The organism is Bradyrhizobium sp. RDM12 (assembly GCF_051917485.1).
Lineage (GTDB): Bacteria > Pseudomonadota > Alphaproteobacteria > Rhizobiales > Xanthobacteraceae > Bradyrhizobium.
Genome location: NZ_CM133064.1, coordinates 117,897 through 140,284, shown reverse-complemented (window position 1 = coordinate 140,284; position 22,388 = coordinate 117,897). Strand labels below are relative to the sequence as shown.

Here is a 22,388-nt window from a genome sequence, read left to right as displayed (position 1 = left end):
CATGGGGCGGCCTATTTTCCCCGCAACTTCTCAATCAGCGGTGAAAGCAAGGACGACTTTTGTTTTTTCGTCTCGCTGCGGCCGGTCAAGCGCTGGGCGATCTGGAGAAACATCTCGATCGACTTGTGGTTGGCGGAGATCTCCGCGATCATCTGGCCGTTGTTGGCGGCCGCCCCGAAGATCTGAGGCTCGAACGCGATCGAGACGACCGGCTGGCTCTCGATCGCCTTGGCGAATTCGCCCGCCGCGATCTCCGGCCGCTTGGGAATGCCGACCTGGTTCAGGCAGTACAGCGGCGGGCGGTCGTTGGGACGCGCGGCCTTCAGAAGATCGAACAGGTTTTTGGTGTTGCGCAGGTTGGCGAGGTCCGGCGCCGCCACGATCAGGATGTCGTCGGCGCCGATCAAAGCGCGCTTGGTCCAGCCCGACCATTGATGCGGGATGTCCAGCACGATGCATGGCATGGTCGCGCGCAGCGTGTCGAACACCGCATCGAAGGCGTCGGTGCCGAAATCATAGACCCGGTCGAGCGTCGCCGGCGCCGCCAGCAGGCTGAGGTGGTCGGTGCATTTCGACAGCAGGCGGTCGATGAAGGCGGTGTCGACGCGATCGGGCGAGAACACGGCGTCCGCGATGCCCTGCGGAGGATCCTGATTGTAGTCGAGCCCGGCGGTGCCGAAGGCGAGGTCGAGATCGGCCACCACGGCGTCCATCGCAAGGTCCCGTGCGATCGCCCAGGCGACGTTGTGGGAGATGGTGGAGGCGCCGACGCCGCCCTTGGCGCCGACCACGGCAATGATGCGGCCGACCGCTTTGGCTTCCGGCGCCGAGAACAGGTTGCAGATCGAGCGGACGACGTCGATCGCACCAACCGGCGCGAGCACGTAGTCGCTGACGCCGCGGCGCACCAGCTCGCGATAGAGCATGACGTCGTTGATGCGGCCGATCACGACCACCCGGGTGCCGGCGTCGCAGACGGTGGCAAGCTGGTCGAGGCCGGCCAGCAAATCGTTGCGGGCGTCGCTCTCGAGCACGATCACGTTCGGCGTCGGTGCGGAGCGATAGGCTTCGATCGCAGCCGCCATGCCGCCCATCTGGATCTTCAGATGGGCCTTGCCGAGACGGCGATCCTCGCCCGCCGATTGCACGGCTGCAGCGGTCTCCACGGTTTCGCAGAAGGCCTGCACCGAGACGCGCGGCGCGGGCGCAATATGCTCGTCGACCGGGGCAGGGCCTCCGGCTGCTCTTCTTGAGTCTGGCGCGCGTAGTTGATCATTTGCCGGTATCGCTGAGTTTGGCCTTATCGGCCTCGGGATAGGCAACGGCCGTCGGAGTTCCCTTGCGATACTTCTCGAGGGCGGCAGTGCGGCGCGCTGTGTAGGCCGGAGTTTCGACCGCGGCTGCTCGAGGTCCGACGGATTGTCGACCATGGCCGCAATGTTGCGCTGATAGGCGCAGCCGTAATTGTAGTAATCCTTGTTCTCGAACCAGCTCTTGTTCTTCATCGAGGGGCCGAGATCCTCCGGCCACAGGCCGCAGGGGCCCGCGACCGCGGCGATCTTGGAGTAGGTCAGCCGGATCGGCGGCAGGAAGCGCTTGTCTTCCGGCTGGTAGGGACGGGCGATGATGCCGCGCGGGGGAACGCCCGCCGCCGCCAGGATCGCCTGAATCTCGCGCATCGATTCCGCCGCCGGGCGCGCATTCGGCGTTCCGGACGGCACATCGATGTGGATGGCGCCGGTGCCCTCCTGCATCCAGGTCGAGGCCAGACCCATCACGTCGGCGCGCTGGGCCGCGGTCAGGCCGCCGCGGGCGTGACCCACGAACACGACGATCGAACGGTTCTGTTCCTCGATCGCGATCGGATGCCGCTGCTTGTAATCGTCGGGAATGGAAGCGGTGGCCACCTCGTCATGCTGGCAGCCGCCGAGCGCGAGCGCGATACCGACGAGCGCGCCACCGAGGCCGGCGGCGCGGTAGCGGGCTTGGGGTCGTGTTTTAATCATATGATGTCCCCGTTCCGCCATCAGTCCGTGATGAAGCCGTAGGTGCCGCGGTAGTTCTTTGCCGGCTCGGTCCGGCCCGGCACGCCATAGATGCGATTGATATTGCCGATCAGTTCGGCCTGCGGATCCGCGGGCGCCGCGAAGCCGTCATCCGGCCGCGACAGGTCCTTTGGCGCCGCCGCGCGGACGACATAGGGCGTTACGATCACGACCAACTCGGTCGTGTTGTTGACGAAGTCGCGGCTGCGGAACAGGGTACCGAGGACCGGGAGCTGCATGAGCCCCGGCAAGCCGCTGATCGCCTGCTTGGTCTGCTGCTGGATCAGGCCGGCCATCGCCATCGCGCCGCCGGAGGGAATTTCCAGCGAGGTTTCGGCACGGCGGGTCTTGATCGACGGCACCGTCAGCGAGTTGACCGAATTGGCGGTTACGGCCTGCGACAGCGTGATTGCATTTTCATTCGACAGTTCCGAGACCTCGGTCATCACGTGCAGGCTGATCTTGCCCTCGCTCAGCACCACGGGGGTGAAGTTGAGCGAGATGCCGAACTTCTTGAAGCTGATCTGGGTGGTACAGACATGCGTGGTGGGGTCGCAGGCATAACCTGCCGGCACCGGGAATTCGCCGCCGGCGATGAAGGTCGCGGACTCGCCGGAGATCGCGGTCAGGTTCGGTTCGGCCAGCGTCCTGATCACGCCTGCGGTTTCCATCGCGCGCAGGGTGGCTTGCACCGATGGCGTCGCGCCGAACTTGGTGGTCAGACTGTTGCCGTCTACGAGATTCTTGCCAAGCGCCGTGAACGGGTTGGAGTTGCTGAAGCTCACCACCGAGGTGCCGTAGTTCAGGTTCGCGGTGAGGTCGATGCCGAGCTGCTTGATGACGGTGCGCGCGACTTCGGCGACCGTCACCTTGAGCATCACCTGGTCGCGACCGCGGACCACGATCGAATTCACCACCTTATCGGGGCCGCCGGCGAGGCGTGCGGCGAGGTCGTTGGCCTGTTGCGCCTCGAGCGGGTTGGCCGCAGTTCCGGTCAGGAGGACGCCGTCGCCGAGGCCGTCGATCTGGATGTCGGCATTGGGCAGGATCTGCTTCAGCGCCGCACGCGCGCCGTTGAGATCGCGCTTGACCGCGATGTCATAGGCGGCGATCTGCTGGCCGGCGGAATCGAAGAACACGATGTTGGTCTGGCCGACTGTGGCGCCGATGATATAGGCGCGCTGCGACGAGCGGACCACCGCGTTGGCGATCTTGGGATCGGCGACCAGCACGTCCTTGATGTCGCGCGGCAGGTCGATCACGATCGACTTGCCGATGCCGAGCGAGAGGAAGCGCGCGTTCATCTGGCCGTCGGCCGCAACCGGAGCGGCGGGACGGTAATCTGCGGCGATCACGGGCGTCAGCGCGGGGTTGAGCGTCAGCGCGAGAGCGGCCGAGAACGACAGGGCGCGAACCATCGAGGTCCGCATCGTCGCCAGATCTGCCCTGCATTTCATATCGACTGTCCTCATCGTGCCTTCGCCGACTGGCTTGGAATGCCGTAGCGGATGATCGAAACGCCATCGCGCTTCTGCGCGGGATCATCGAGTGTGATTTCGCTCATCTTGACATCGGCAATGCTGCGCAGCGCCAGCGACAGCGTTCCAGCCTGCCGTGACGAGGAAAGCAGCTGGGTCTGCGCGGAATTGAGTTCCAGCGTCACGGTCTTTCCGACGACCGCGTTCTGGCCGTCCTTCTCCTTCGGCGCCTGGTCGATGGCGAGCACGCGGACATTGACCAGAATAACCTCCGACGTGACGACATCCTGGGCGCCGGCGCTCTGGTCTGGATTCTTGAGGCGGCGCGTCAGCAGCACATCGACGCGATCGTTCGGCAGGATGAAGCCGCCCGCGCCGGTCTCCGGCGAGATTTCGGTGGAGATGGCGCGCATGCCGCTCGGCAGGATCGCAGCCATGAAGCCGGATCCATCAGCCTTGACCAGCTTCTGGTCGCGGATCGGCTCACCCTGGATGAAGGGGGCGCGCGCAATCGAACCGGTGACCTGAGTCGCGCCGTCGGGGCGCTCGCTGCGGCGGATGAAGGCGGCGCTGGCGGTCGCGGTCGGCCAGGTCTGCCACTGCACGTCGTCCGGCTTCACGGTCTGCCCGAGGCCGATGTCGTTCTTGGCGATCAGCACGTCGGTGGTGGGAAGCTGCGCGACCGGAGCCGCTGGAGGCGGCGCAGAGTCCGAGCCGCTCGCCAGATACGCGGCGACGCCGCCGGCGCAGATGGCGACCGTCAGGACGACTATGCGTGCCCTATTCATACGCTTCACTTTCCACAGTACGCCGCGACGCTGCCGCCGCCGTAATCGGCAGTTGACCAGCTATTCGTCAAAGCATGGTTAATGAGGCGTATCTAAATCGCCTTAACGCCGGGTTGATCCGGGCGTTCAGCGCATTGCGAGGTGAGCGAGGTCGATCGCTTTCACCCAGTCCGTTTCGGGGTAGACCATCAGTGCGCCAAGTGCGAGCGCGATGCCGTAGGGAATCCCGGTCTGCTTGTCGTGGAGCCGCGCCAGCCAGGCCTGGCCGGCAAGCCCGTAAGGCAACGGCCATTGCCGGAACTGGAGCAGGAGCAGGGTCAGCGCGCCGCCGAACAGCGACGCGTAGAGCAGGAAGTCCATCAATGGGGCGAAGCCGAACCAGAGCGCCACGGAAGCTGCGATCTTGGCGTCGCCGCCGCCCATCCAGCCCATCGCAAAGCAAGTGAACGCCGCGACGAGGAGCAGCGCTCCGGCGCCGACATGGCTCAGCATCTCGTAAGGCGCCATGCCACCGGCAAAGGCGAGCACGAAGAAGCCTGCCACCAGCGCCAGCGAGACGCGGTTCGAGATCGTCATGGTGAAGAGATCGCTGGCGGCTGCGAACGCCACCAAGGCCGGGAAGAGCAGAAGGCGCGCGAGGTCGAGGATCATGGGCTGCGTCTTAAGGCCTGGGTCCGTCGCCCGGATCGGGGCGTCGGCGCATGCTAGGGGGCAGTGCTAAACAAACCGACAACGGTCGCAGCAGCCTCGGGGCCGGTCATCCGGTGCCAGAAGGCTCACCACATGCTGGCGATGCGCATCGCGAGCGTGACCATGGCGAGCAGCAGCGCAAGGCAGACCCAATAGGCCGACGCGTCGCCTCGCGCCGTGTCTGCCTCGTTCGCTGCAACGGCGGCATCGGTTCTGAGCTTACGCAACACCACTGGAACTCGCGCTGTCCGAAAAACAAAGGCCCCGGAGGTCCGGGGCTTTTGCCGTCGTCTGCCGGTCGGCTTACTTCAGCGACGAGCTGATCGAGCCGAACTTGGCGTTCAGCGTGCTGCCGAGGTTGTTGACGACGGTGATGATGGCCAATGCGATACCGGCTGCGATCAGACCGTATTCGATGGCGGTTGCGCCGGATTCATCGTTCGCGAAACGCGCAATCAGGTTCTTCATGAACTAAACTCCATCTGGGTGAGGTCGCCTCGATCGGCGCTGACTTGACGCAACGAACATGTGAGCCGAGCTCTTTCGGTAGAGTTAATCCGATCGGTCAAACCCGCGCCTGACGCGATCCTTTTGGCCAGAGTGAATTTCGCCTTAAAGGCGGCCGTTGCGATTCGTTCAGGTTCGGAACGCGCCATCAACTTCATCCTCCCTTAAATTTCGCGGAGTAAGTCTAAGAGAGATCAGCAGACTGGAACAGAAGCGAAGATGTCGAGCTTACCCCTGCAAGTCGCCCTGATGCTCGGCGAGACCATCGAGAAGGTGATCCCCGTCACCTTCATGCTCGCGGTGGTTTTCACCGTGCTCGAGCATTTCTGGGCCTGCAATGCCGGTCCGTCGTGGTGGCGCAAGCGCGAGATCGTGACCGACATCTGCTACTGGTTTTTCGTTCCGGTGTTCGCCCGCACCATGCGGATCGGACTCCTGATCGTCACCGCCAGCCTCTTCTTCAACATCCACGACGCCGACGAACTGATCGCCTTCTACGACAATGGCCACGGCCCGCTGTCGCAGCTGCCGCTCTGGGTGCAGGGCGTGCTGTTCCTGGTCCTGGCCGACTTCATGCTGTACTGGCTGCACCGGCTGTTTCACGGCGGCGGGTTCTGGAAGTATCATGCGGTCCATCACTCTTCCGAGGAGATCAGCTGGATCTCGGCGGCCCGCTTCCATCCGGTCAATCTGATGCTAGGCACCATCGGCGTCGACGTCGTGCTGCTGATGGCCGGCATTTCGCCGAACGTGATGATCTGGGTCGGCCCGTTCACGACCTTCCATTCGGCTTTCGTGCACGCCAATTTGAACTGGACCTTCGGTCCATTCAGATACGTGCTGGCGACGCCGGTATTCCATCGCTGGCATCACACCTCGCTCGAGGAGGGCGGCGACACCAATTTTGCGGGCACCTTCCCGATCTGGGACGTGTTGTTCGGGACCTTCCGCATGCCGAAGGGCGAGTTGCCGCAGGATTACGGCAAGGACGAAGCGACGATGCCGAAGGAGATCGGCGGCCAGCTTGCCTATCCGTTCCGCCAGTAGGATTGCGTCCGGCGCCGGAGCGACAAAAACGCCAGTCCTTCAAACAATACCTGCCGAGTTTGCGGAACGTTCACGAATTACAGGCAGGTTAACCGGGTCGGGCGCCGGCTCCGCTTCCTGATCGATTCTGCCGGTTTGTGACGTCCCGGGGTAAGAGTATGCGTAAAGAGTTCCTGCGCCGTCATGCGCGCATCTGTCTTCTGGCTGCGGCTTCCGTGCTGGCTTCGCCGGCCATTGGCCTTGCCGAGCCCACCGCCGATACCATCGCGGTCAATGTCGATCAGGCCAAGCTCGTGCGGCTGCCCGGCAAGGTGGCAACGATCGTGGTCGGGAATCCCCTGATCGCCGACGTGACGCTGCAGCCCGGAGGGATGATCGTCGTGACCGGCAAGGGTTACGGCGCTACCAACTTCATCGCGCTCGACCGTGGCGGCGAGATTCTGATCGATCGGCAGATCCAGGTCGAAGGCCCGAGCGACCGGCTCGTGACCGTCTATCGCGGGATCGAACGGGAGTCCTATAGCTGCCTGCCGATCTGCCAGCGCCGCGTCACGCTCGGCGACAGCGACAATTACTTCAGCACCACGATGAATCAGGCCGGGACGCTGAGCAACTCTGCCAGCGGCAACGGCGCCGCGGCTGCCAAGACGAACTAGCAAGATCAGGGGAGAGGACGACGGGCGGGACCATCCGGGTCCCGCGCGACGCTGTCGTGTGCGGCAGGCTTCCTGTTCTCGCCGCGTCCGCCGACCGGCGTGGTTAACCCGATCTTAGCGGCTCGGTCCGGCCGGTGCGGATTGTCTGAAACACTTAAACAATCAGTTTCCGGTACTGATCGGGGCAGACATTGCTGCCGCTGGGGAATTTCACGCGATGCCATCGCCTGCACCTTCGAGGTTCACGCTCAGGACTGCGCTGCGCCGGTTTCGCGGCAATCGCCGCGCCTCCGCGGCGGTCGAGTTCGCGCTGGTCGCGCCGATGTTCTTCGCGTTGTTGTTCGCGATCATCGAGACGGCGCTGATGTTCTTCGCGAGCCAGGTGCTCGAGACTATCACGCAGGACTCCGCCCGCGTGGTCCTGACCGGGCAGGCGCAGACCGGCTCGGTGACGAGTTGTGCGGTGAACTCCGTGGCCACGCCGTGCACCCAGGCGACGTTCAAGAGCTACGTTTGTAAACAGATTCCGGCGTTGTTCGACTGCAACAGTCTCAGCATCGACGTCCAAAGTTATTCTGACTTCTCGTCGGTCACTCTCGGCAACTACAACGCCTGCAACTTCGATCCCACCACAACCGGATACAATCCCGGGAGCTCCGGGCAAGTCGTCGTGGTGCGGCTCTACTACAAATGGCCGCTCTTTGTGACCGGGCTTGGCTACAACTTGAAATGCAGCAGCACCAACAATACGCGCCTTCTCGTTGCGACAGCCGCATTCCAGAACGAGCCCTACTAGGACCATCGGATTTGAGCAGAACCATGCAGGCGATCGTGAAAATCTTGCAAGCCGGCCGAATCTCTGCAGGCAAATTCGTCGCAGACAACGAGGCCCTCGCGGCTACCGAGTTCGCGGTGATCGTGCCGGTGATGCTCGTGATGTTCTTCGGCACCGTCGAGATCTCATCTGCGGTGGCGGTCGACCGCAAGGTGACGTTGATTGCACGAACTCTGTCCGATTTGACGTCGCAGTCCTCCGGGACGGTGACCAACGCCAACCTCCAGAACACGTTTACGGCTAGCATGTCGATCATCACGCCGTACGATAATACGCTCGTGAACGGTACGATCGCTCAGATCTATATCGACGCAAACAGCGTCGCCAAGATTCAATGGAGCAAGTCCGCCGTCATTGCGAGCGGTGCGACGCAGGCCAGTCTGACAGCTCCACCACCGACACTGGCGCCCAACACCACGGTCACGTCGATGATTCCGTCGACGCTCCTGATTCCGTCGACCTATCTCATCTTCAGCCAGGTGAGCTACATCTACACGGCTCCCGTCAAATACGTCCTGAAATCGGGCGTCACGCTGAGCGACGTCTCTTATACGCGGCCACGACAAGTCAGTTGCATTGTCTATAACAACGGCACCGCCGTCGTCCCGACGTCGTGCTGAAGCTGACATCGAGCGGCACACCAATATCTCATGAAAAAGGCCGTGCATCTCGCACGGCCCTTTCCGTTGTCTGTTCGCGCGATCCGGGCCGAAGCCCGTTGGCTCAGCCTGCGTCGCGGAGGTTGTCGGCAGCCGACTTGCCTGACCGGCGATCGGCGACGATCTCGTAGGAGATCTTCTGGCCTTCGCGCAGCGAGCCGAGGCCGGCGCGCTCGACGGCGCTGATGTGAACGAACACGTCCTTGCCGCCATCGTCGGGCTGAATGAAGCCAAAGCCCTTGGTTGCGTTAAACCACTTCACGGTTCCCATGCTCACGGGGGTAGTTCCTTCTCAGATACACACTGTAAGAGCCCGCTTGCGCAGGCAGGTTAGATCGAATTTCTGGAAGGGTCGTCAGCGTGTCTGAACCGGCTGTACCGGTGGATGCTAATGTCGTCCGGCCGAAAATCGATTGCCCGATTTTATTGGAATCAAGGCACCAAAACAATCCTGACGAGCACGATTTTTTGATCCGCCGCGATTTGAGCGGCGGATCAGCATGTAGGCCAGCATTTTAGTTCCGCACTTGCGCGCGAAACTGATTAGCGGCGGCGAAACTGGCCGCCGCGCTGTCCGGGACGGGGAGGTCCACCCGTGCCACTGGGACGTTCGTCCTTGTGGCGGAAAATCAGCCGGCCTTTTTCGAGGTCGTAGGGCGACATCTCCACCGTCACGCGGTCTCCCGCCAGCGTCTTGATACGGTTCTTCTTCATCTTGCCGGCGGTATAGGCGACGATCTCGTGTCCGGCGTCGAGCTGAACGCGGTAGCGAGCGTCGGGGAGGATTTCGGTGACCAGTCCTTCGAACTGGATCAGCTCTTCCTTAGCCATGAATTTCTCCAGGTCGTGGACGGCTAGTGCGAATAGGGTTTGCGGGTCGGTTGGCCCATCGGCCGACTCTCGCGGCGCAAAAAGGCTACGCCTTGTATCCCATCAGGCTTGCCGGCGCTATGCGCGGAACGCTGCTCCGGTCGGTCGTTTGGCGAAGAATGCGTCTTGCCACCGGAGCTTTGGCGGCGAGACCCCTTCGACACCTTCTGGCTGCCGCCAGGCCGTCCGTCAACATGCCGTCCGTCAACATGCCTGCCGTCACCGTGCCGACCTTCGCCGGGCCTTCCGTCGCCCTGCTTGCCGGCGCTATGCCGTCCGTCGCTGCGCCTGTCGTCCGCACGCCGTCCGTCGCCGTGGCGTCCCTCACCGTGCCGTGCGCCTTGCGAGCGCTGGCCTGGCCGGCCCTGCCGTTGCTGTGGCGGGGGAGCGCCCGCATCGCGGCGGCCGGCATCGGTGCGCAGATCCTCACGCGGCAGCGCCACCTTGATGAGCCGCTCGATGTCGCGGAGATAGCTGAGTTCCTCGCCGCCGGCGACCAGCGAGATCGCGGTGCCTTCGGCGCCGGCGCGCGGTGCGGCCGATGCGGTGGACATAGGTCTCGGGCACGTTCGGCAGGTCGAAATTGATGACGTGGGTGATGCCGTCGACGTCGATGCCACGGGCCGCGATATCGGTGGCGACCAGGGTGCGGATTTCGCCGGTGCGGAATTGGGCGAGCGTCCGCTCGCGGTGATTCTGCGACTTGTTGCCGTGAATGGCGCTGGCGGCGATACCGGCCTTCTCAAGCGTCTTCACGACCTTGTCGGCGCCGTGCTTGGTGCGGGTAAAGACCAACGCGCGGTTGACCTGCTCCTGCTTCAGCAGCTTGGCGAGGAACGCCGGCTTGGCCGAGAAGTCGACCTGGATGATGCGCTGCTGGATGCGCTCCACGGTCGAGGAGACCGGGGTCACCGCGACGCGGACGGGGTCACGCAGCATGGCGTCGGCGAGCTCGGCAATGTCCTTCGGCATGGTGGCCGAGAAGAACAGCGTCTGCCGTTTGATCGGCAGCTTGGCGACGATTTTGCGGATGTCGTTGATGAAGCCCATGTCGAGCATCCGGTCGGCCTCGTCGAGCACGAGGAATTCGACGCTGCCAAGCTTCAGCCCGTTGCTTTGCACGAGATCGAGCAGGCGGCCGGGGTGGCGACCAGCACCTCGACGCCCTGCATCAAGGAGCGGACCTGACGGCCCATCGGCACGCCGCCGATGGCGAGCGTGGAGGACAGGCGGATGTGGCGGCCATACGCGTTGAAGCTGTCGAGGATCTGGCCCGAAAGTTCGCGGGTGGGCGACAGCACCAGCACGCGCGCAGTCTTGGGCTGCGGCTTGATGCGGTTCTCAAGCAGGCGGTGCAGGATCGGCAGCGCAAACGACGCGGTCTTGCCGGTGCCGGTCTGGGCAATGCCGACGACGTCGCGGCCGGTCAGCGCCGTGGGGATCGTCTGGGTCTGGATGGGGGTGGGGGTGACGTAATTCTCTTCGGCGAGCGCACGGGCGATGGGTTCGGCGAGGCCGAAGTCCTGAAAGGAAGTCAAAAGAGGGGCTCTTTTCATGTCAAAAGCGGGCGCCCGGCGCAATCAGCAGGGCACGCGCAAGGGGTGTCGAGAAGACACCTGCGTGTTTGGGGTGTCGGATGGCTTGGGAGATATGGGGCAAGCCAGAGGCCCGTAGAGGGCTTAAGAACACGCGGCTCGCAACGACCGCTCGATCTCGCAAGCGATCTGTACTGCTATATGGAACATCGACGCGGCGGTTTCAAGGCAGGCGTGCACCCGGCGTCGATTGCAGTGCAAAAATAGTTATGCCGGAATTTTAGCCAGTAGCGGCAATTTGCTCAAAAAGTCACCTGACTGCCGCATAAGCATACATTTTTGTCGCTCAAATTTTGAGCAGGCTGACTGCGGCGAAAGTCTGATTGCGACAAAATTATCTAGACTGACCAATCACTTGGCAGGTGCCGAGCCCATGGCATGGTTCTTGCGATTCCGTTAATCGCAGGCGGCCGTGGGGCCGTTTCGCAGCGTTTTTCACGTCTGCGTCAGGGAGATGATACATCCATGCCTACCAAATCCATTCACGATATAGCGGCGTCATTTAGCCGCCGCGGCGTTCTCGCCGCGACCACCGGACTGATGCTCGGTCTGGCGTCCATTTCCGGTGCCAAGGCCGCGGACGACACCATCAAGGTCGGCGTCCTGCACTCCCTCTCCGGCACCATGGCCATCAGCGAAACCACGCTGAAGGACACCATCCTTTTCCTGATAGACGAGCAGAACAAGAAGGACGGCGTGCTCGGCAAGAAGCTCGAGGCCGTCGTCGTCGACCCCGCCTCGAACTGGCCGCTGTTCGCCGAAAAGGCGCGCGAGCTGATCACCAAGGACAAGGTCGCGGTCGTGTTCGGCTGCTGGACCTCGGTGTCGCGCAAGTCGGTGCTGCCGGTGTTCAAGGAGCTCAACAACATCCTGTTCTACCCCGTGCAGTACGAGGGCGAAGAGTCCGAGCGCAACGTGTTCTACACCGGTGCGGCGCCGAACCAGCAGGCAATTCCGGCCGTCGACTATCTGATGAAGGACGAGAAGGTGAAGCGCTGGGTGCTGGCGGGCACCGACTACGTCTATCCGCGCACCACCAACAAGATCCTGGAAGCCTACCTGAAGTCCAAGGGTGTCGCCCAGGAAGACATCATGATCAACTACACGCCGTTCGGTCACTCCGACTGGCAGACGATCGTGGCCGACATCAAGAAGTTCGGCTCGGCCGGCAAGAAGACGGCGGTGGTCTCGACCATCAACGGCGACGCCAACGTCCCCTTCTACAAGGAGCTCGGCAACCAGGGCATCAAGGCAAAGGACATCCCGGTGGTCGCGTTCTCGGTCGGCGAGGAAGAGCTCGCCGGCATCGACACCAAGCCGCTCGTCGGCCATCTCGCCGCCTGGAACTACTTCGAGTCGATCAAGACCCCGGCGAACGAGAAGTTCATCAAGGACTGGCAGGCCTACACCAAGAACCCGAAGCGCACGACCAACGATCCGATGGAAGCCCACGTGATTGGCTTCAACATGTGGATCAAGGCCGTCGAGAAGGTGAAGTCGACCGATCCGGACAAGGTAATCGATGCGCTTCCCGGCATCGAGGCTGCGAACCTGACCGGTGGTACCTCGAAGATGCTGCCGAACCACCACATCACCAAGCCGGTGTTCATCGGCGAGATCAAGGGCAACGGCCAGTTCGACGTGGTCTGGAAGACCCCGGGTCTCGTCGCGGGCGACGCCTGGTCGAAGGAGCTCGACGGCTCCAAGGACCTGATCGGCGACTGGGTCGGCAAGAAGTGCGGCAACTTCAACACCAAGACCAACAAGTGCCTCGGCTCCGGCTCCTGATCCGGATCTGACGTTCGACTGCACAATGGGAGAAGACGGCTATTCCGCCGCCTTCTCCCCACTTCTGCCGGGGTGATCCACAGTGCCAACCAATCTATCCGCTCGTCTCTGCACCTTTGTCCTCTCGCTATTCCTGATCGCGTTCGCACTGCCGGCCTTTGCCGGTCCGTTCGAGGATGCGGTCGCCAAATTCGCCAACGACGATTATTCCGATACGGACGAAGCGATCGGCGTGGTCGCGAGCAGCGGCAACAAGCTCGCCTTTGCCATCATCAGCGCGCTCCAGGACGGCCGTCTCATGGCCGATCCGGACAGCAAGAAGGTTTACGTCACCGGCACCGACGGCAAGTCGATTGACGCCGCGACCGGCGAGCCCGTGACCAGCGTGCCCGATAGCGCTAGCGCCGTCCGCCTCAATAACCGGCTGCGCCGCAGCGTCGATGCTGCGCTCGGCAGCCTGACGCTGCAGTCGCCCGATCTCGGTGCGCGGCTCCAGGCCGCGCAATCCGTCTTCAAGTCGCATGAGGAGACGGCGCTCGAGCCCGTCGAAAGCGCGCTCGCCAAAGAAACCAACCGATCGGTCAAGACCGCGCTCGGTGAAGCACGCGCGGCGATCCTGCTGTTCAAGTCCGACGCCACCGAAGTGCAGAAGCTCGAGGCCGTCGCCACCGTCAAGGCGCGCGGCGACCAGGAAGCGCTGGCGCTGCTGTCCGACATCGGTACCGACCAGCCGGCCTCCGTCGCGAAGGCTGCGGCGAGCGCCATCGGCTCGATCCAGAGCTCGCTCGCGATCTGGTCCACGGTGCAGAATGCCTGGTATGGGCTGTCGCTCGGTTCGGTACTGCTGCTTGCCGCGATCGGGCTCGCCATCACCTTCGGCGTGATGGGCGTGATCAACATGGCCCACGGCGAGATGGTAATGATCGGGGCCTACACCACTTTCGTGGTGCAGGAGGTGATCCGCACCCGCTATCCCGCTCTGTTCGACTATTCGCTGCTGATCGCCGTGCCGCTCGCCTTCCTCGTCGCCGGCGCCATCGGCGTGCTGATCGAGCGCAGCATCATCCGTTTCCTCTATGGCCGGCCACTGGAGACGTTGCTTGCGACCTGGGGTCTGTCGCTGGTCCTGCAGCAGGCGGTGCGCACCATGTTCGGCCCGACCAACCGCGAGGTCGGCAACCCCTCCTGGATGAGCGGCGCGTTCGATCTCGGCCAGATCACCATCACCTATAACCGGCTCTGGATCCTCGTTTTCACGCTGGCAGTGTTCATGATCCTGCTTGCGATGTTGCGTTACACTGCGCTCGGCCTCGAGATGCGCGCTGTGACGCAGAACCGCCGCATGGCGGCTTCGATGGGCATCGCCACTTCGCGTGTCGACGCGCTGACCTTCGGACTCGGCTCGGGCATAGCCGGCATCGCCGGCGTGGCACTGTCGCAGATCGACAATGTCAGCCCCAACCTCGGCCAGAGCTACATCATCGACAGCTTTATGGTCGTGGTGTTCGGCGGCGTCGGCAATCTCTGGGGCACGCTGGTCGGCGCCTTCACGCTCGGCATCGCCAACAAGTTCCTGGAGCCGGTCGCGGGCGCCGTGCTCGGCAAGATCGCGATCCTGGTTCTGATCATCCTGTTCATTCAAAAGCGGCCGCGCGGCCTGTTCGCGCTCAAGGGCCGTGCGGTGGAAGCATGACCCCTCACATGCTGACGCGATCGCTGGACCGCGGCGCGGCGATCTTCCTCGCCGTCGTCGCCGCCTGCGGCATCCTGATCCCGCTCTCCAACCTGCTGCTGCCGGCGGGCTCGTTCCTGCAGGTGCCGACCTATCTGGTCGCGCTCTGGGGCAAATATGTCTGCTACGCGATCCTCGCGCTGTCGATCGATCTGATCTGGGGCTATTGCGGCATTCTCTCGCTCGGCCACGGCGCCTTCTTCGCGCTCGGCGGCTACGCCATGGGCATGTACCTGATGCGGCAGATCGGCACACGCGGCGTCTACGGCAATCCGATCCTGCCTGATTTCATGGTGTTCCTGAATTATTCGAAACTGCCGTGGTACTGGCACGGCTTCGACATGTTCTGGTTCGCGGCGCTGATGGTTTTGTTCGTGCCCGGCCTGCTCGCCTTCTGCTTCGGCTGGCTCGCCTTCCGCTCCCGCGTTACCGGCGTGTATCTCTCGATCATCACGCAGGCGATGACCTACGCGCTGCTGCTTGCCTTCTTCCGCAACGATTTCGGTTTCGGCGGCAACAACGGCATGACCGACTTCAAGGACATTCTGGGCTTCAACGTCCAGGCCGAGGGCACGCGCGCGGCGTTATTCGCGCTGAGTTGTGCGGCGCTGATCCTCAGCTTCCTGATCTGCCGCTCCGTCGTGTCCTCCAAGCTCGGCAAGGTGCTGATCGCGATACGCGACGCGGAATCGCGCAGCCGCTTTCTCGGCTACCGCGTCGAATCCTACAAGCTGTTCGTGTTCACGCTCTCGGCCTGCATGGCCGGGGTCGCCGGCGCGCTCTATGTGCCGCAGGTTGGCATCATCAATCCATCCGAATTCGCTCCGGGCAATTCGATCGAGGCGGTGATCTGGGTCGCGGTCGGCGGCCGCGGCACGCTGGTCGGCGCGGCGCTCGGCGCCATCGTCGTCAACTACGCCAAGACCTTCTTCACCTCCGGCGTGCTCGCGCCCTACTGGCTGTTCATGCTGGGTGCGCTATTCATCCTGGTGACGCTACTGTTGCCGAAGGGCATCGTCGGCACCTTCAATGCGTGGCGGGAAGCGTCAAAAGAGAGGCGCCCGGCTGCGACCACCGCAAGTGCGGCGGCCGAAGACGGCGTCATCGAACCGAAGATGGCGGAGTAGCGGTCATGAACGTCATGGATACCCGCGCAACCTCCGCGATGCTCTATCTCGACGGCGTGCACGTCTCGTTCGACGGTTTCCACGCCATCAACAACCTGTCGCTGACGCTCGCGCCCGGTGAGATGCGCGCCATCATCGGCCCGAATGGCGCCGGCAAGACCACCATGATGGATATCATCACCGGCAAGACCAAGCCGGACGAGGGCACCGTGCTGTTCGACGGCGTCACCGACCTGACGCGGCTGGACGAGACCCGCATCGCCGAGCTCGGCATCGGCCGCAAATTCCAGAAGCCGACGGTGTTCGAAAGCCAGACCGTGCAGGACAATCTCCTGCTGGCGCTCAATGTCGATCACAGCGTCAAAGGCACGCTGTTCTGGCGCGGCAGCAGGGCAGAGTCGGAGCGTATCGACAAGGTGCTGGAGACGATCCGTCTCACCGACGCCCGCAACCGCCTCGCCGGCAGCCTCAGCCACGGCCAGAAGCAATGGCTCGAGATCGGCATGTTGCTGGCGCAGGACCCTAAGCTGCTCCTGGTCGACGAGCCCGTCGCAGGGATGACCGATGTCGAGACGCATCTCACCGCCGAGTTGCTGAAAGAGATCAACAAGACGCACACGGTCATGGTGGTCGAGCACGACATGACGTTCGTGCGCGAGCTCGGAGTCAAGGTCACTTGCCTGCACGAGGGCACGGTGCTCGCCGAAGGAACCATCGACCAGGTCTCGTCGAACGAGCGGGTCATCGAAGTCTATCTGGGGCGCTGAGCGATGCTTGAGGTCAAGGACATCAACCTGTTCTACGGCGCGGCCCAGGCGCTGCGTGGCGTCTCGATTGCGGCCGAACCGGGCAAGGTCACCTGCGTGCTGGGCCGTAACGGCGTCGGCAAGACCTCGCTGTTGCGCGCGATGGTCGGGCAATATCCGATCTCCTCGGGCGCGATCGTGTTCGACGGCAGCGACATTACGGGCCTCAAGCCCTATGAGCGGGCGCGCAAAGGTATCGGCTTCGTGCCGCAGGGCCGTGAGATCTTTCCGCTTCTGACCGTCGAGGAAAACCTCAAGACCGGCTTCGGCCCGCTCAAGCGCGAGGACAAGCACATCCCGGACGACGTGTTCTCGTTGTTTCCGGTGCTGGAGTCCATGCTCGGCCGGCGCGGCGGCGACCTCTCCGGCGGCCAGCAGCAACAGCTGGCAATCGGGCGTGCGCTGGTGATGCGGCCGAAACTGCTGCTGCTCGACGAGCCGACGGAAGGCATCCAGCCCTCGATCATCAAGGACATCGGCCGGGCCATCTCCTACTTGCGCAACCTCGGCAACATCGCCATCGTGCTGGTCGAACAATATCTCGACTTTGCCTGCGAGCTCGGCGACAGTTTCGCAGTGATGGATCGCGGCGCGGTGAAGTTCACGTGCGACCGCTCCACTCTCGACGCCAGCGAGATCAGCCGCCAGATGGCGCTGTAAGCCGGGAAATTGTAGGCTGGAAAAGCCTGCCGCGGCCGGCTGGGGGAGACGGATGCGCAGCGACGCCTTGGTAGCATCTTTGACGGCAGCTTCGGTGTTCGAAGCCAATCGTGCCTGCGGCGCTGTCAGCTTCGACGTGCACGCCCGCGACGGCGTGACGCGGCGTGGTGCCCTGCATGAATCCGGATCGCTCCGCGTGCGCTTTCCCTCGCCGGAGGACGCTGGCCTGTCCGGCGTGTTCGTCAACACGGCCGGCGGCGTCGCTGGCGGCGATCGCTTCGACATCGATATCTCGGCCGCCGACGCTGCGCGTCTGACGTTGACCACTGCTGCCGCCGAAAAGGTTTATCGGGCGCCGGGCGCGGCTGCGCAGCTCAACATTTCCATGAAGGTCGCCGCTGGTGCGCATCTCGGCTGGCTGCCCCAGGAGACGATCCTGTTCGATCGCGCCCGGGTTCATCGCCGCTTCGACGTCGAGCTCGACGATGCCGCATCGCTCCTGCTTTGTGAAATTGTGGTATTCGGTCGTACCGCCATGGGCGAGCGGATGGAGCAGGGCGAATTCGTCGACCGCTGGCGCTTGCGCCGTGCCGGCAGGCTGGTCTTTGCGGAGACTATCAGGCTCGACGGCAATATCGGCGCCAAACTCGCGCGACCGGCGGTCGCCAAGGCGGGTGCTGCGATCGGCACGGCTCTCATCGTGCCCGGCGACGAGGCGTTGGTCGAGCGCATTCGCGAAGCATCGGAATCCTTTGTCGGCGAGGTCGGAATCTCCGCCTGGAATGGCTTTGCAATGGCGCGGTTCTGTGCCCAAGATGCGGCGCGTTTGCGCGCCGACATGATGACCGTGCTGGCGCGCACCGGTGCCTCGTTGCCGCGGCTCTGGCTGAACTGATGACTAGCTGAATCGACGTGTTGAACGGAAGAGATTTTGAATGAACCTGTCTCCCCGCGAAAAGGACAAGCTTCTGATCTCGATGGCGGCGATCGTGGCGCGCCGCAGGCTCGACCGCGGCGTCAAGCTCAACCATCCCGAGGCGATCGCGATCATCTCCGATTTCATTCTCGAGGGCGCGCGTGACGGCCGCACCGTCGCCGAGCTGATGCAATCCGGTGCGCAGGTGCTGACCCGCGATCAGGTGATGCCGGGCATTCCCGAGATGATCCACGACATCCAGGTCGAGGCGACGTTCCCTGACGGCACGAAGCTCGTTACCGTGCACGAACCGATCCGATAGGAGCGCATCATGATCCCCGGCGAACTCTTCATCAAGGACGGCGAGATCGAGCTCAATGCCGGCCGCAAGACCGTGACGCTGACGGTAGCCAACACCGGCGACCGTCCGATCCAGGTCGGCTCGCACTATCATTTCTTCGAGACCAACCCGGCGCTGAGGTTCGACCGCAAGAAGGCCCGCGGCATGCGCCTCGACATCGCCGCCGGCACCGCCGTTCGCTTCGAACCCGGCCAGACCCGCGACGTCCATCTCGTCGCCCTCGTCGGCAAGAAGACCATCTACGGTTTTCGTGGCGAGGTGCAGGGCAAGCTGTGAGCACCGTCAAAACATTCAAACGCAAACGGGGCTTGTGATGTCCGTCAAGATGAAGCGTTCCGTCTACGCCGACATGTTCGGCCCGACCACCGGCGACAAGGTGCGGCTGGCCGACACCGATCTCATCATCGAGGTCGAAAAGGATTTCACCATTTACGGCGAGGAGGTGAAATTCGGCGGCGGTAAGGTGATCCGTGACGGCATGGGGCAGTCGCAGGTCACCAACAAGCAGGGTGCGGCCGATACCGTCATCACCAACGCGCTGATCGTCGACCATTGGGGCATCGTCAAGGCCGACGTCGCGATCAAGGAGGGCATGATCGCAGGCATCGGCAAGGCCGGCAATCCCGACATCCAGCCGGGCGTGACCATCATCATCGGCCCCGGCACCGACGTGATCGCGGGCGAGGGGAAAATCCTCACTGCCGGCGGCTTCGACAGCCACATCCATTTCATCTGCCCGCAGCAGATCGAGCACGCGCTGATGTCCGGCGTCACCTCGATGCTGGGCGGCGGCACCGGCCCTTCGCACGGCACCTTCGCCACGACCTGCACACCCGGCCCCTGGCACATGGGGCGGATGATCCAGTCGTTCGATGCCTTCCCGGTCAATCTCGGCATTTCCGGCAAGGGGAATGCGTCGCGGCCCGCGGCGCTGGTCGAGATGATCAAGGGCGGTGCCTGCGCGCTGAAGCTGCACGAGGATTGGGGTACCACGCCGGCCGCAATCGACAATTGCCTGTCGGTTGCGGATGACTACGACGTCCAGGTGATGCTGCATTCCGATACGCTGAACGAATCCGGCTTCGTCGAGGACACGATCAAGGCATTCAAGGGCCGCACCATCCACGCCTTCCACACCGAAGGCGCAGGCGGCGGTCACGCCCCTGACATCATCAAGGTCGCCGGCTTGAAGAACGTGCTGCCGTCCTCGACCAATCCGACGCGGCCCTTCACCCGCAACACCATCGACGAGCATCTCGACATGCTGATGGTGTGTCACCACCTCGACCCCTCGATCGCGGAGGATCTGGCGTTCGCGGAAAGCCGCATTCGCAAGGAGACCATCGCGGCCGAAGACATCCTGCACGATCTCGGCGCGCTCTCGATGATGTCCTCGGACTCTCAGGCCATGGGCCGCCTCGGCGAGGTCATCATCCGGACCTGGCAGACCGCCGACAAGATGAAGAAGCAGCGCGGGTCGCTGCCGCAGGACAACGGCAAGGACAACGACAATTTTCGCGTGAAGCGCTACATTGCCAAGTACACGATCAATCCGGCGATCGCGCATGGCGTGTCGAAGCTGATCGGCTCGGTGGAGAAGGGCAAGCTCGCCGATCTCGTGCTGTGGTCGCCGGCGTTCTTCGGCGTCAAGCCGGACTGCATCGTCAAGGGCGGCATGATCGTCGCCGCCCCCATGGGCGACCCGAACGCCTCGATCCCGACGCCGCAGCCGGTGCATTACCAGCCGATGTTCGGCGCCTTCGGCAAGGCGCGGACGGCATCATCCGTGGTCTTCACCTCGAAGGCAGCCATCACCGGCGGCCTCGCGCGAAAACTCGGCATCGAGAAGAAGCTCTATGCGGTCCAGAACACCCGCAGCAAGATCTCGAAGAAGAGCATGATCCACAACGACGCCACGCCCAATATCGAGGTCGATCCGGAGACCTACGAGGTGCGTGCCGATGGCGAGTTGCTCACCTGCGCCCCCGCCGAGGTGCTGCCGATGGCGCAGCGATATTTCATGTACTGAAATAGCGCCTCAACGCATGTCCTCCGCGCATGTCCCGATTGCATGTCCCGGGGGCGGCTTTTTCCGGTTTTGCGTTCGATCCCGGCTGGTCTAATGTCCCGCCCGGTATCGTAACCCTCAGAAGAAAAGCCGGGAGGATTTCTCGTGATCTACGTCGTTGCAACCCTGACCATCAAGCCCGAAACGCGCGCCGAATTCATTGCAGCCGCCACCGCCTGCATCAAGGAGACGCGAAAAGAGCCCGGCAATATCGCCTACGATCTGCATGAGAGCGTCACCGATCCCACCAAGATGGTGTTCGTCGAGCAGTGGGAGAATGCCGAGGCGCTGGTGCCGCATCGCGGCCAGGAGCATATGAAGACGTTTGGTCGTGTCGCGGTGAAATGCTTCACGGCGCCGCCGAAGATCGAAGTCATCACGCCCGAAAAGGTCGAGACGAGGTAGCAGCGGATGATCCGGGCGACGCAGGTTAAGGGACAGCACCGCTTCACGGAAACGCCGGCGGATACGGTCGTGCTCGATTTCGACGATCGGCACCGCCGCCGCATGGCCATGACGGGGACGCGGGGGCTGAATTTCCTGCTCGACCTGGAGAATGCGATTGCGCTGCGCGGCGGCGATGCGCTGGTGCTGGAGGACGGAAGGTTGATCGAAGTGGTCGCGGCACCCGAGCCGCTGCTCGAGATCCGCGGCCGCGATCCGCACCACCTCATCCGCGTTGCCTGGCATCTCGGCAACCGCCATCTGCCGACCCAGCTCATGGCCAAAGCCTTGCGCATTCGCCGCGACCACGTCATCGAAGCCATGGTGAAGGGGCTTGGTGCGCGGGTGGTCGAGATCGAGGCGCCGTTCGATCCCGAAGGCGGTGCCTATGCCGAGGCCGGACATGCGCACGGGCATGACGACCACGGGCACCACGATCATCATGATCATCATGATCATCATGGTCACGACCAGCATCATGATCATGCCGCGCATGACCATGGGGATAAGCATCACCATCATCACGACGAGCATTGCGATCATCCCGATCGTCACCACGGCCACAAGCATGCTCATGACCACAAATGAACCGGTCCAGGCCGGTGATCTCGCCGAGCGCGAGGCGGCGGCGCTGTACCGGCTGATGACGTGGCTGTCGCCGGCGTTTCCCGTCGGCGGGTTCTCCTATTCCAGCGGCATCGAGTGGGCGGTCGAAGCGGGGGACGTCACCGACATCGCGACGCTGGCCGACTGGCTCGATGCCATGCTTGGCGACGGTTCCGGTTTTTGCGATGCGACGTTTCTGGTCCACGCCTATCGGGCCGCCGAGGCCGGTGAAGACGCCACCCTGAATGATATCGCCGAGCTCGCTGCCGCCTTCGTGCCGTCGCGCGAACGGCAGCTCGAGACGAGCTCGCAAGGCCGCGCCTTCATCGAGATCTCCCGCGCGGCGTGGAATGCCGACGGACTGGACGCCATGATCGCGGCATGCCGCACGCCACTTGTCTATCCCGTCGCCGTTGGCGTCGTCGCGGCGCTGCACGGCGTGCCGCTGGCGCCGATGCTGCACGCCTTCCTGCACGCGCTGGTCTCGAACTGGATCTCGGCAGCCAGCCGGCTCATACCGCTCGGCCAGACCGATAGCCAGCGCGTGCTGGTCAAATTGGAAGCCGCCGTCGCCCTAACCGCCAATCGGGCGCTGAACGCGACACAGGACGACCTCGGCAGTACGACGTTTCGCGCCGATCTCGCCAGCCTGCGGCACGAGACACAATATACGCGGCTGTTTCGCTCGTGAGCGGTACGGCCTTCAACCG

Annotated in this window: 23 protein-coding genes and 3 pseudogenes; 16 read left to right on the top strand and 10 right to left on the bottom strand. The window is 63.4% G+C overall.

All coding sequences use genetic code 11. The features are described from left to right. Positions 1-11: 11 nt before the first annotated feature. The 7 genes and pseudogenes from ACTGJ9_RS00700 to ACTGJ9_RS00670 form a co-directional block, all read right to left on the bottom strand. Positions 12-1,276 (bottom strand): annotated as a pseudogene (locus ACTGJ9_RS00700) (AAA family ATPase). Further along, a pseudogene (locus tag ACTGJ9_RS00695) lies at positions 1,273-2,006 on the bottom strand (CpaD family pilus assembly protein). Before ACTGJ9_RS00695 ends, ACTGJ9_RS00700 begins: the two co-directional pseudogenes overlap by 4 nt. A gap of 20 nt (positions 2,007-2,026) precedes the next feature. After that, complete coding sequence (locus ACTGJ9_RS00690) at positions 2,027-3,502, bottom strand: type II and III secretion system protein family protein (RefSeq protein ID WP_456675510.1); 1,476 nt, start codon at positions 3,500-3,502, stop codon at positions 2,027-2,029. 11 nt (positions 3,503-3,513) lie between these two features. Continuing rightward, a complete protein-coding gene (cpaB, locus tag ACTGJ9_RS00685; RefSeq protein ID WP_456675509.1) occupies positions 3,514-4,311 on the bottom strand; it encodes a Flp pilus assembly protein CpaB in 798 nt (265 codons plus the stop codon). A gap of 126 nt (positions 4,312-4,437) precedes the next feature. Further along, the gene (locus tag ACTGJ9_RS00680) at positions 4,438-4,962 is read right to left on the bottom strand and encodes an A24 family peptidase (RefSeq protein WP_456675508.1); all 525 of its coding nucleotides are present in this window, start codon (positions 4,960-4,962) and stop codon (positions 4,438-4,440) included. A 125-nt stretch (positions 4,963-5,087) separates the two neighbouring features. Next, complete coding sequence (locus ACTGJ9_RS00675) at positions 5,088-5,228, bottom strand: hypothetical protein (protein WP_456678784.1); 141 nt, start codon at positions 5,226-5,228, stop codon at positions 5,088-5,090. A gap of 76 nt (positions 5,229-5,304) precedes the next feature. Then, positions 5,305-5,469: a Flp family type IVb pilin gene (locus ACTGJ9_RS00670; RefSeq protein ID WP_456675507.1), complete on the bottom strand. Its 165-nt coding sequence runs from the start codon at positions 5,467-5,469 to the stop codon at positions 5,305-5,307. A 258-nt stretch (positions 5,470-5,727) separates the two neighbouring features. Here ACTGJ9_RS00670 and ACTGJ9_RS00665 point away from each other — a divergent pair, with 258 nt between their 5' ends. From ACTGJ9_RS00665 to ACTGJ9_RS00650, 4 genes are all read left to right on the top strand, one after another. Further along, positions 5,728-6,555, top strand: coding sequence for a sterol desaturase family protein (locus ACTGJ9_RS00665; RefSeq protein WP_456675506.1), 828 nt, complete (start codon positions 5,728-5,730; stop codon positions 6,553-6,555). A gap of 158 nt (positions 6,556-6,713) precedes the next feature. Beyond that, complete coding sequence (locus ACTGJ9_RS00660; RefSeq protein ID WP_456675505.1) at positions 6,714-7,211, top strand: pilus assembly protein N-terminal domain-containing protein; 498 nt, start codon at positions 6,714-6,716, stop codon at positions 7,209-7,211. 217 nt (positions 7,212-7,428) lie between these two features. Beyond that, positions 7,429-8,007 carry a TadE/TadG family type IV pilus assembly protein gene (locus tag ACTGJ9_RS00655; RefSeq protein WP_456675504.1) on the top strand — a complete coding sequence of 193 codons (579 nt, stop codon included), beginning with the start codon at positions 7,429-7,431 and terminating at the stop codon, positions 8,005-8,007. A 23-nt stretch (positions 8,008-8,030) separates the two neighbouring features. Beyond that, positions 8,031-8,666, top strand: a complete 636-nt coding sequence (locus ACTGJ9_RS00650; RefSeq protein WP_456675503.1) for a TadE/TadG family type IV pilus assembly protein — start codon at positions 8,031-8,033, stop codon at positions 8,664-8,666. A 103-nt stretch (positions 8,667-8,769) separates the two neighbouring features. Here the strand turns inward: ACTGJ9_RS00650 and ACTGJ9_RS00645 are convergent, their stop codons facing one another. The 3 genes and pseudogenes from ACTGJ9_RS00645 to ACTGJ9_RS00635 all read right to left on the bottom strand — a co-directional run bounded on the left by ACTGJ9_RS00645 (position 8,770) and on the right by ACTGJ9_RS00635 (position 11,131). Beyond that, positions 8,770-8,982, bottom strand: a complete 213-nt coding sequence (locus ACTGJ9_RS00645; RefSeq protein WP_148776819.1) for a cold-shock protein — start codon at positions 8,980-8,982, stop codon at positions 8,770-8,772. Between the two features lie 266 nt (positions 8,983-9,248). Next, positions 9,249-9,536 (bottom strand): translation initiation factor IF-1, encoded by a 288-nt coding sequence (infA, locus tag ACTGJ9_RS00640; protein ID WP_369719404.1) that lies wholly within the window; start codon positions 9,534-9,536, stop codon positions 9,249-9,251. Positions 9,537-9,559: 23 nt separating this feature from the next. After that, positions 9,560-11,131 (bottom strand): annotated as a pseudogene (locus tag ACTGJ9_RS00635) (DEAD/DEAH box helicase). A gap of 504 nt (positions 11,132-11,635) precedes the next feature. Here ACTGJ9_RS00635 and urtA point away from each other — a divergent pair. The 12 genes from urtA (at position 11,636) to ACTGJ9_RS00575 (ending at position 22,369) form a co-directional block, all read left to right on the top strand. Next, positions 11,636-12,958: an urea ABC transporter substrate-binding protein gene (urtA, locus tag ACTGJ9_RS00630; RefSeq protein WP_456675502.1), complete on the top strand. Its 1,323-nt coding sequence runs from the start codon at positions 11,636-11,638 to the stop codon at positions 12,956-12,958. 82 nt (positions 12,959-13,040) lie between these two features. Then, the gene (gene urtB / locus ACTGJ9_RS00625) at positions 13,041-14,651 is read left to right on the top strand and encodes an urea ABC transporter permease subunit UrtB (protein ID WP_456675501.1); all 1,611 of its coding nucleotides are present in this window, start codon (positions 13,041-13,043) and stop codon (positions 14,649-14,651) included. Then, complete coding sequence (gene urtC / locus ACTGJ9_RS00620; protein WP_456675500.1) at positions 14,648-15,817, top strand: urea ABC transporter permease subunit UrtC; 1,170 nt, start codon at positions 14,648-14,650, stop codon at positions 15,815-15,817. Before urtB ends, urtC begins: the two co-directional genes overlap by 4 nt. Before the next feature lie 5 nt (positions 15,818-15,822). Further along, positions 15,823-16,584: an urea ABC transporter ATP-binding protein UrtD gene (urtD, locus tag ACTGJ9_RS00615; RefSeq protein WP_014498216.1), complete on the top strand. Its 762-nt coding sequence runs from the start codon at positions 15,823-15,825 to the stop codon at positions 16,582-16,584. A gap of 3 nt (positions 16,585-16,587) precedes the next feature. Further along, positions 16,588-17,283 carry an urea ABC transporter ATP-binding subunit UrtE gene (gene urtE / locus ACTGJ9_RS00610; RefSeq protein ID WP_456675499.1) on the top strand — a complete coding sequence of 232 codons (696 nt, stop codon included), beginning with the start codon at positions 16,588-16,590 and terminating at the stop codon, positions 17,281-17,283. A 52-nt stretch (positions 17,284-17,335) separates the two neighbouring features. Continuing rightward, on the top strand, positions 17,336-18,178 hold the full coding sequence (locus tag ACTGJ9_RS00605) for an urease accessory protein UreD (protein ID WP_456675498.1): 843 nt from the start codon (positions 17,336-17,338) through the stop codon (positions 18,176-18,178). A 40-nt stretch (positions 18,179-18,218) separates the two neighbouring features. Next, positions 18,219-18,521, top strand: a complete 303-nt coding sequence (locus ACTGJ9_RS00600) for an urease subunit gamma (protein ID WP_007605424.1) — start codon at positions 18,219-18,221, stop codon at positions 18,519-18,521. A gap of 9 nt (positions 18,522-18,530) precedes the next feature. After that, positions 18,531-18,836: an urease subunit beta gene (locus ACTGJ9_RS00595; protein ID WP_456675497.1), complete on the top strand. Its 306-nt coding sequence runs from the start codon at positions 18,531-18,533 to the stop codon at positions 18,834-18,836. Positions 18,837-18,873: 37 nt separating this feature from the next. Further along, positions 18,874-20,589 carry an urease subunit alpha gene (ureC, locus tag ACTGJ9_RS00590; RefSeq protein WP_456675496.1) on the top strand — a complete coding sequence of 572 codons (1,716 nt, stop codon included), beginning with the start codon at positions 18,874-18,876 and terminating at the stop codon, positions 20,587-20,589. Positions 20,590-20,733: 144 nt separating this feature from the next. Next, complete coding sequence (locus ACTGJ9_RS00585) at positions 20,734-21,033, top strand: putative quinol monooxygenase (protein WP_148755265.1); 300 nt, start codon at positions 20,734-20,736, stop codon at positions 21,031-21,033. Positions 21,034-21,039: 6 nt separating this feature from the next. Then, complete coding sequence (locus ACTGJ9_RS00580) at positions 21,040-21,660, top strand: urease accessory protein UreE (RefSeq protein ID WP_456675495.1); 621 nt, start codon at positions 21,040-21,042, stop codon at positions 21,658-21,660. Then, the gene (locus ACTGJ9_RS00575) at positions 21,641-22,369 is read left to right on the top strand and encodes an urease accessory protein UreF (protein ID WP_456678409.1); all 729 of its coding nucleotides are present in this window, start codon (positions 21,641-21,643) and stop codon (positions 22,367-22,369) included. The genes ACTGJ9_RS00580 and ACTGJ9_RS00575 overlap by 20 nt, the downstream gene beginning before the upstream one ends. Positions 22,370-22,388 lie beyond the last annotated feature (19 nt).